This window comes from Kitasatospora sp. NPDC034533 (assembly GCF_055575155.1).
In genome coordinates, this window is record NZ_JBVITE010000128.1 from 1 (window position 1) to 7,841 (window position 7,841).

The 7,841-nt window shown below is 68.7% G+C and carries 9 protein-coding genes and 3 pseudogenes; 4 read left to right on the top strand and 8 right to left on the bottom strand.

The window, feature by feature from the left end; genetic code table 11:
* Positions 1–37: 37 nt before the first annotated feature.
* Genes ACZ55U_RS38475 through mftA form a run of 3 tightly spaced genes read right to left on the bottom strand, consistent with a single transcriptional unit; the run spans position 38 to position 848 of the window.
* Positions 38–421, bottom strand: coding sequence for a radical SAM protein (locus tag ACZ55U_RS38475; RefSeq protein ID WP_465534198.1), 384 nt, complete (start codon positions 419–421; stop codon positions 38–40).
* Positions 418–711 (bottom strand): mycofactocin biosynthesis chaperone MftB, encoded by a 294-nt coding sequence (gene mftB / locus ACZ55U_RS38480; RefSeq protein ID WP_465534200.1) that lies wholly within the window; start codon positions 709–711, stop codon positions 418–420. The genes ACZ55U_RS38475 and mftB overlap by 4 nt, the downstream gene beginning before the upstream one ends.
* Before the next feature lie 14 nt (positions 712–725).
* On the bottom strand, positions 726–848 hold the full coding sequence (gene mftA / locus ACZ55U_RS38485; RefSeq protein WP_465534202.1) for a mycofactocin precursor MftA: 123 nt from the start codon (positions 846–848) through the stop codon (positions 726–728).
* A gap of 457 nt (positions 849–1,305) precedes the next feature.
* Here mftA and ACZ55U_RS38490 point away from each other — a divergent pair.
* From ACZ55U_RS38490 to ACZ55U_RS38505, 4 genes and pseudogenes are all read left to right on the top strand, one after another.
* A pseudogene (locus ACZ55U_RS38490) lies at positions 1,306–1,613 on the top strand (IS110 family transposase); the annotation flags it as partial.
* Positions 1,614–1,664: 51 nt separating this feature from the next.
* Positions 1,665–1,994 (top strand): hypothetical protein, encoded by a 330-nt coding sequence (locus ACZ55U_RS38495; RefSeq protein ID WP_465534212.1) that lies wholly within the window; start codon positions 1,665–1,667, stop codon positions 1,992–1,994.
* A 26-nt stretch (positions 1,995–2,020) separates the two neighbouring features.
* Positions 2,021–2,185: pseudogene (locus ACZ55U_RS38500) on the top strand (transposase); the annotation flags it as partial.
* Entirely contained in the window at positions 2,186–2,383 is a 198-nt protein-coding gene (locus ACZ55U_RS38505; protein ID WP_465534214.1) for a hypothetical protein, read from the top strand.
* Between the two features lie 8 nt (positions 2,384–2,391).
* Here ACZ55U_RS38505 and ACZ55U_RS38510 read toward each other — a convergent pair whose 3' ends face one another.
* The 5 genes and pseudogenes from ACZ55U_RS38510 to ACZ55U_RS38530 form a co-directional block, all read right to left on the bottom strand.
* Positions 2,392–3,561: a transposase gene (locus ACZ55U_RS38510; protein ID WP_465534204.1), complete on the bottom strand. Its 1,170-nt coding sequence runs from the start codon at positions 3,559–3,561 to the stop codon at positions 2,392–2,394.
* Entirely contained in the window at positions 3,461–4,240 is a 780-nt protein-coding gene (locus tag ACZ55U_RS38515) for a hypothetical protein (RefSeq protein ID WP_465534206.1), read from the bottom strand. The genes ACZ55U_RS38510 and ACZ55U_RS38515 overlap by 101 nt, the downstream gene beginning before the upstream one ends.
* A 584-nt stretch (positions 4,241–4,824) precedes the next feature.
* On the bottom strand, positions 4,825–5,865 hold the full coding sequence (locus ACZ55U_RS38520; protein WP_465534210.1) for a tyrosine-type recombinase/integrase: 1,041 nt from the start codon (positions 5,863–5,865) through the stop codon (positions 4,825–4,827).
* Between the two features lie 3 nt (positions 5,866–5,868).
* Positions 5,869–6,075: pseudogene (locus ACZ55U_RS38525) on the bottom strand (Arm DNA-binding domain-containing protein); the annotation flags it as partial.
* A 966-nt stretch (positions 6,076–7,041) separates the two neighbouring features.
* Entirely contained in the window at positions 7,042–7,737 is a 696-nt protein-coding gene (locus tag ACZ55U_RS38530) for a tyrosine-type recombinase/integrase (protein ID WP_465534208.1), read from the bottom strand.
* Between the last annotated feature and the right edge of the window lie 104 nt (positions 7,738–7,841).

The following is a 7,841-nucleotide window of genomic DNA, read 5'->3' on the forward strand; positions in this document are numbered from 1 at the left end:
CCCTACGACCCCGTCACCCACCAGACCAACAACAAGATCAAAACGACTCCCGAGACGGCTCCGGCGGCATAGAGGTTGACTCAGGAAACTCACGCCCGAGCCAGCGGGCCCGCTCGGGCGTGAGCCGCACGCCGTTGGTGGAGAACTTCACGCCGACCTGGTGGTCGGTGGCGTACTCGACCAGCTCCCAGAAGTCGGGGCGGACGGTGGGCTCGCCGCCACCCAGGTTGACGTAGAACACCTGCATCCGCTGGAGCTCGCGGATGACGGCCTTGCACTGCTTGGTAGTCAGCTCGCGCGGGTCCCGGCGGCCCGAGGAGGACAGGCAGTGCACACAGGCCAGGTTGCAGGCGAAGGTCAGTTCCCAGGTTAGGCAGATCGGGCTGTCCAGGCCGGCGGCGAACTGGTCGACCAGCTTCACGGGGTACTGCCCTCTTCCTTGTGGTGGTCCTGCGGTTCGATCACGCCCGTCTCGGCCAGGCCGGCCAGCGCCCGCAGGAAGGGGGCGCGCTGCGGCTCGGGGACACCGGCGGCGACCAGGGCGGAGTGCACGTCGGCCGCCTGCTCCAGCCGCTGGACGACGTCGACCAGCAGCCCGGTCTTGAGGAACGAGAGCCGACGGGTGCCGAAGTCGTAGGCCAGCGCCCCGAACGGCTCGGGGCGCAGCGCCACTCGGGGCGAACACCGATAGGGGCGGGTCGCGTCGAACACGTCGGTCTCCCGGCTCAGTAGACGCCGCACATGCCGTCGATGGAGACCTCCTCGACCAGGAGGTCCTCCTCGACGACCTCGGCGGCGTCGGTCTCGGGTGCCGCGGTGGCGGACGGATCGGTGGCGGTGTCGGACACGGGTGCTCCTCGGATGGGGCCGGCCGGGTGCGGTCGGCGCTGGGGCGGGTGTGGCTCAGACCCGAATCCGCAGGTAGTGGCCGACGGCCAGTCAGTTGATCTCCGTGCTGGCTGTCCGTGCCGTTGCGCTGTGTCGGGGCAGGCATGTGGCCCGGCTGTCGTGCCGGGTGGGCGGCTTTCCAGGGCTGGTACGAATGGTTCGGGCCCGGTCGGGGCGGTGTTCAGGCGGCTCTACCTTCCGAGTCGGGTTGATCGGGCCATTCGTAGGGTTGGGTCACCCAGGGGTGTCGGGTGTGACTATCAGGCGGCTGCCGTTCGTGGCTTGTCAGGCTTCGCCGCCCGGCGCCCCACGACGACTCGGCCGCCGATTAGGAAGTGCGAGAAAGTCGCTGTGTAGAGCAATGCCGGCGAGGTCGTCCGTGGTACGAACAACACGAACACGCACGTCAGGAGCACGATGAACCGGATATGGGCGGGGATCGACAGCTGTAAGGGCCACCACCACGGCCTGGCCCTGGACGTCGAGGGAAAGACCCTGCTGTCGCGGCGAGTGGCCAACGACGAACCCGAATTGCTGAAGCTGATCGGTGACGTCCTCGCCCTGGCCGACGGGGACGAGGTGACATGGGCGATCGACATGACCGGCGGCGAGCCCACGCTGCTGAGCCTGCTGATCGCCCATGGCCAGGACGTCCTCTACATCCCCGGCCGCCTGGTGAACCAAACATCGAACTGCGGCTGCTGACCGGCCGTAGGGCCGACCTGGTCGAGGACCGCACCCGCGCCGTCAACCGCCTGCGCGGCACCCTGCTGAGCATGTTCCCGGCCCTGGAACGCTCCCTGGAGCTGACCAACGTCGGGCCGCTCAAGCTGCTGACCGGCTACCAGACCCCCGCAGCCATACGCCGCGCCGGCGTCGCACGGCTGGCCAAGTGGCTGGCCAACCGCAAGGTCAGAAATGCAATATCTCTGGCGGGAAAGGCAGTTGAGGCCACCGAGCGGCAGTGCACCTCAGTTCCCGGGGAGAAGACCAGCGCCAGGCTGGTCCACACCCTGGCCGAGGAGGTGATGACCCTCAACGAGCACATCGCCGAGATCGACAAGCTCATCGAGGCCGGTTTCGCGAGCACGAACTCGCTGACATAGTCCAGAGCGTCCCCGGCATCGGCGCGATCCTCGGCGCCGAGTTCCTCGCCGCCGTCGGCGGCAGCCTGGAAGGCTTCGACTTCCCGGACGCCCTGGCGGCCTTCGCCGGTGTCGCGCCCGCGCCGAGGGACTCCGGCAAGGTCAGCGGCAACCTCCACCGGCCGGTCACCTACCACCGCCGGCTCCAGCGGGTGTTCTACACCTCCGCGCTGGTCAGCGTCCGATGCGATCCCAACTCGCGGAAGTTCTACGACCGCAAACGCGCCGAGGGGAAGAAGCACGTCCAGGCCGTGCTCGCCCTGGCCCGGCGACGCGTCAACGTCCTGTGGGCCCTGATCCGTGACCGGCGGTGCTACCTGGTCGCACCGCCGATCACCGAGGCTGCTTGACAATTACATTAGGAAGCCAGGGGGTGCTGATGGGGGCGGATCCGGGCGAGCACCCGGGCGATCAACTCGCCTGCTTCGGCGGTGAAGTGGAGCTCGTGGCGGCGAGCGGTGGCCGTCCAGCGGGCGGCTCGGCGGATCAGGAGCCGACGCACGGTGGCGATGCGACGCCTCGCGGCGCCGAGCGGGGCAAGCATCTGCAGCCACGCGGACAGGTTGTAGGCCAGCAGCGCGCCCCACATCCGCATCGCGTTGACCTGGTGCGATGCGGAGGGCAGGTGGTTCAGCCCGGCTCCGTGGGCGGTGTCGCGGAGGAGTTCCTCGATCCTGGTGCGGCGGCGAAACTCCCACTCCGCCGCCGCGATCTCCTCGTCCAGGTCCAGTTCCTCGTTGGTGGCGATGAACGAGTAGGCGTACGCCTGCTCCTCCAATCCGTCCAGGACCAGGGCGAGTTGGTCCTTTCCGACGGTCCGCGAGCGACGCGAACGCGGGTCCGCGGACAGCTCGGCGGCGTCGTAACGTACCCGGCGCGCGATGACCCTGGTGCCCTCGGGCCAGCCGGACGGCACGTAGTCCAGCAGCGCGGCCTGCCCGTTGGGGTAGTCGACCGCGTCGGTCCAGTCGTCTTCGTGCACGGCGGCCACCGCCTGCCACAGCGGCTTGGAGCGCGGCGCCCCGAGCCGGAACAGTGCCTCGCGGGTCACGATCTTCTCGGCGACCTTCCCCGGGTAGTAGCCGTAATCGCCCTGGAGGAGGATCTTCCCGCCGGCTCCGGCGGCGCGCACGGCGTCCACCGCCCGGTCGATCTGGGCCGGGGCCTGGGTGCGGCCGTCCGAGCGGCCGTCGAGCAGGTCCGAGACCAGCACTACCCCGGCCTGGGCCCAGTGCGCGGCATGCACACGCCCGGCGACCTCGCCTTTGTAGGAGCGGATGACCTGCTCCTTGCGGGTGGAGAACACCTCGATGTCCTTCGCGTCCAGGTCGATCGTCACCGGCCCGGACAGGATCCGGGCCCGTTCGCTGACCGGCAGTGCGGCGAGCGCACGGGCGCTGACCTGGGCCGAAGCCCGCTCGATACCCTCAGGCTGGGCCTGGCCGAAACGGGCCGCCAAGGTGGCGGCGGTCGTAGCGGCGGGGACGGGCGCGGGCAGCAGCCCCTCGCCGACCGCGTCCGCGCGCAACCTCGAAGCCGACCAGATGGTCCTCGCCGGTCAGCTGCACCACCGCCATCGCCAGCGCGAACTCGCCACCGGACAGGCCCCGGTCGCGCTTCTTGAGCAGTCCGATCCCGGCGTCAAGGGCGGCGGTGACACTCAGCGGGCGGGCCCCGTCACCGATTCCGTCGTTGGGCCCGGGCAAGCCCAGGGCGCGCCGAGCCTGCGTAGCCGGGTCCTCGGAGGGCAGGAGCAGGGAAGCGAGCCGGTAGTCCTCTTCGGTCATCGGGGCTTTCGCCTCGAAGGCGCGGAAGAGCCGCAGACGTTCGCTCTGCAGCGCGCGCCTGTCGAGGCTCCGGATGCTCTCGCGCAGTTCCTCCCAACTCGCGTGCGCCTGCACGGCCGCCAAGGCATAGGAGGCAACGTCCGCGCCAGGGTTGGCCTTCACCCGCCGGTGCTGGTAGCAGACCTCCATCCCGGCCTCGACCGGGACCTTGCAGGGGAAGCCGTAGAACGAAGCGACCGGCTCGGGGCAGCGCGGCCTGTCACGAGCCAGCGAACGGTCCGTTCCCGCCCGAATCTGGCGGATCTGCTCCGCGGCGTTCTTCAGCGCCGGCTTGGGGACACCCCACGCCTTCGCGGCGTCCAAGGGACTGAGGTGATCCAGCGCGCGCATGCGCTCCATCGGGGTTCCTGTGCCGTCCATCGGGACTCCTCCGTAGTTGTCAACGGCCTCATCGTCACTGCCTCGTGGCGCCTGCGTTCGGAGTCGGCTGATCTCGACCGACATGTATCCCAGCGTGCCCACACGTGCTCCGTTTCGGTTCGTTCTCCGGCGAGGACTGCCCACGTCCGGTACGTCGACGTGGGCAGACGAGTGCTTATGGCGGCACGCCGTTCCGAGCGATCACGCTTCGTGGCCAGCCGGAGTCGCCCCGATCCGCACTCAGCGGACCGGGCCAGCCAGCGGGGTCGTAAGCGCGACCGCCAGGTGCGGAAGTCGGGCGACTTCCGAAGCGGCGTCGGATATTCGCTGGAGCTCGCGGGCCTGGGGGCGGGTCTGGTGGGCGGCGCGGGTGACCTGCACGCAGGCTTGGGTCGAGTCGTTCGGAAACGTCAACACCCGTGCTTCTTAACTGCGGCTTCCTCCGCTGACCGACGGTCACTGCCGGCTGGGGGCTGGAGGGCAGGTTGAGCCCCTCCGGCCTGCAAGGCGGCCATACTTCTGCGACCGTGTGGCAGTGGGCCGCTCCGACGCACCTGCTCAAGAGCCGGTGGGCGCCACCGCGGCTACGCCGCCAGTGGCAGGTCGTCGTCGCCTCGGGGGAGGGGTCGGAGTTGGTCTGTCTGGGCCCGGTCGAGCGCGGAGGCGAGCGCCTGGACGGCCTGGTCGGCGGAGTCCTTGAGGAGGTGACCGTAGAGGTTGATAGTGGTGGCGAGGGTGGAGTGGCGCAGGGTCTTGGAGACGACGGCGGTGGGGATGTTTTCGGCGATCATGATGCTGGCGGCGGTGTGGCGCAGGTCGTGAAGGCCGATCTTGGGGAGTCCGAGTTCGGCGGTGCGCTTGCGGAGCTGGTCGAGGACCCACTGCGGGCGCAGCGGCGTTCCGCCCGGGCGGGCGAAGACGAGCCCCTCCAACGTGCCTTCCGGGTGGGCTGCCATTTGGATGGCAGCCTGGCGGTGGAGGGCGGCCATGACTCTGGGGGAGAGGCTGATCCAGGCGCGGCTGGCTTCGGTCTTGGGTTCGCGGAGGTGGATCTTCCCGTTGTCGATGGCGGCGAGGGTCCAGCGGACGTAGAGCTTGCGGTCCATGAGGTGGACGTCCGGCCAGTGGAGGGCGAGGATCTCGCCGCGGCGCATGCCGGTGCCGAGCATGACCTCGAAGAGGTCGGTGAGCTGGTCGGCGTAGTGCTCGGCGTTGTGGCGCAGGAACGTGGCGGCCTGTTCGGGGGTCCAGCAGGTGCGCTCGGCGGAGCGGGGCCGGGCGGGGACAGAGTGCTTGGCGGGGTTGTAGCGCAGCTCCCAGGAGCGGACGGCGGTGTTGAGGGCGTTGCGCAGGGTGGAGACGATCCGGTAGACGGTGACCTTGCCGCGCTTGGCCTTGCGCTGGGCGGCGATCCAGCGCTCGATGTGCTTGGGACGCAGGTCGGGCAGCCGGTAGTGGCCGAAGGCGGGGATCAGGTCCCGTTCCACGCACGCCTCGTAGCCGACGTAGGTGTTCGGCGCGAGCTCCTCCTTCTTCATCTCCAGCCACTGCCGCAGGAAACCCGCCACGGTCACGCGACGGTCCTCGTACACCCCGCGCAGCTCACCGTCGAGCACCGCCTTCATCTCCCGGGCCGCCTCCGCACGGCTGGCGAACCCACCGCGCCGGCGGGTCTTTCGCTTCCCGTCCTCAGGAGCCAGGTCGACGCAGTACGTCCACGACCCGTGACCCGCCTCCTCCAGCAACCGCACACACCACGGACCCAACTGCCTCCCGTGACCGTCCGAACAACCACATCGCCGATAGACCCGGCCACGCTGCGCACGCTGTCCCATGAGCTTCCCCTTCTCTCGGACTGGGTGGTGCCTCTGGGGCAAGAGTGGCTGCTGTGTCGGGTGTGGCGGCAGAGCGTGCGGGGCGGTGTGCGAAGCATTCAGAACCACACGGCGAAGACACGCTCAAGACGACACACCGCCCGGAAGATCACGATCCGTAGTCGATGGGTAAGCGACCGTGATCCGCTCGCAGGAACCGGTGCTGCAGGCCGGCCGGCATCGTCGACGCAGCGGCTGTCGGGGTCGTACGGCCGTGCTTGCTGAAGGGCCGACAGGTCTCGGTCACCGGCAGTAGCTGCGGCGGGGTCGCTGGCCCTGGGACCACTTTGGGACCACACCCGATGAGCGCCCATGAACGCTGATGGGCGAAAGCGGACACTTGTGTGCGAAGTAACCACTGAGCCACGGTCAGCAGCCTGTGGCGCCACTTCCGCCGAGAGCTTCCAAATCACCTATACCTCATGGCAGTTGAGCAACAAAGAAGCCGGGGCCTTGAGGCCCCGGCTGCCGACAATAGTTGAACCCCTTGACTGGGGGTCAAGGGGTCGCAGGTTCAAATCCTGTCGTCCCGACTGTAAAGTCGGTTGTGAGAGCGGGTACTTGGGAAACCGAGTGCCCGCTCTTTTGTTGTGGTGGTCGCAGTGTGGTCGCGGGCGCTCGTTCGCGTCATTCCAGGGCCCGTATCCGGGGATCTGGAGTGCTAATCCGCAACTGATATGTGGCTTTTGTCCATCCAGTCGAGGTAACCGAGCGTAGCCGGTCTTCGAATGGGCTTCTCCCCGGTGTCGAAGCGGGTGTGGCTTCCCGGAAGTGGGCGTGCCTGCGGAGCCCGCGGCGTCAGGTGTGGTGGTGGCTCCGGGGCTGAGTGGGTGTCAGTGATGGACCGGCGGTTCCGGCCGTTTAGCTGGTCCTTGCCGCGTTCTGGGCGGCCTGGTGGACCGGGGTGGCTGTGGCCGTGCGGTTGTGTCAGGCCGCGTGGCTGAACAGCGGGTTCGGCAAGGGGCTGGCGGGGGCGTCGGTGCCGCGGTGGGTGCGGGACTCGGCGAGGTGGAGCCTGGTTTCGATGGTGTGGACTGCGGCCATGGCGACGTCCCAGGTCAGGTGGCTGTAGATGTTCGCGGTGGTCGACAGGGTGGAGTGCCGCAGGGTCTTGGAGATGACGGCCATGGAGACGTTGCCCTCCAGGGCGAGGGTGGCGGCGAGGTGTCGCAGGTCGTGGATGGTGACGTGGGGCAGTCCGGCCTGTTCACGCAGTTCGTGGAAGCGTCGGCGGACCGTGGCCGGGTGGAGGGGCTTGCCGTCGGTGTCCTGGAAGACGTGGCCGTTGCCCGGGGAGGTGTTCCTGGCCATCGCGCGTTCGAGGGCAGCGGCGACGCGGTCGGACAGGGGCACCCAGTTGCGGCTCTTCTTGGTCTTCGGTGCGGTCAGGACGAGTTCGTGGTTGTCGATCGCGGAGAGGGTGTGGCGGATGTACATGACGCGGTCGTCGAGCCGAACACACGGGCGTTGAAGGCCGAGGGCTTCTCCCTTGCGCAGGCCGGTGCCGATGATGACCTCGAAGAGGTCGGCGAAGGCGGGAACGACGCCTCGGCAGTGGGAGAGGAAGGCGACGGCCTGCTCCGCGGTCCAGGGGACGCGTTCGGCGGCCTGGGGCCTGCGCATGGGCAGAGGCTAGTGTGATGCGTCAGAAGTTTTGAGGCTTAGTCAGTTCGGTTTTCCTGTCGGGGGTGATCCTGGCGAGATAGTCGGCGAGGGAGTTCAGGATC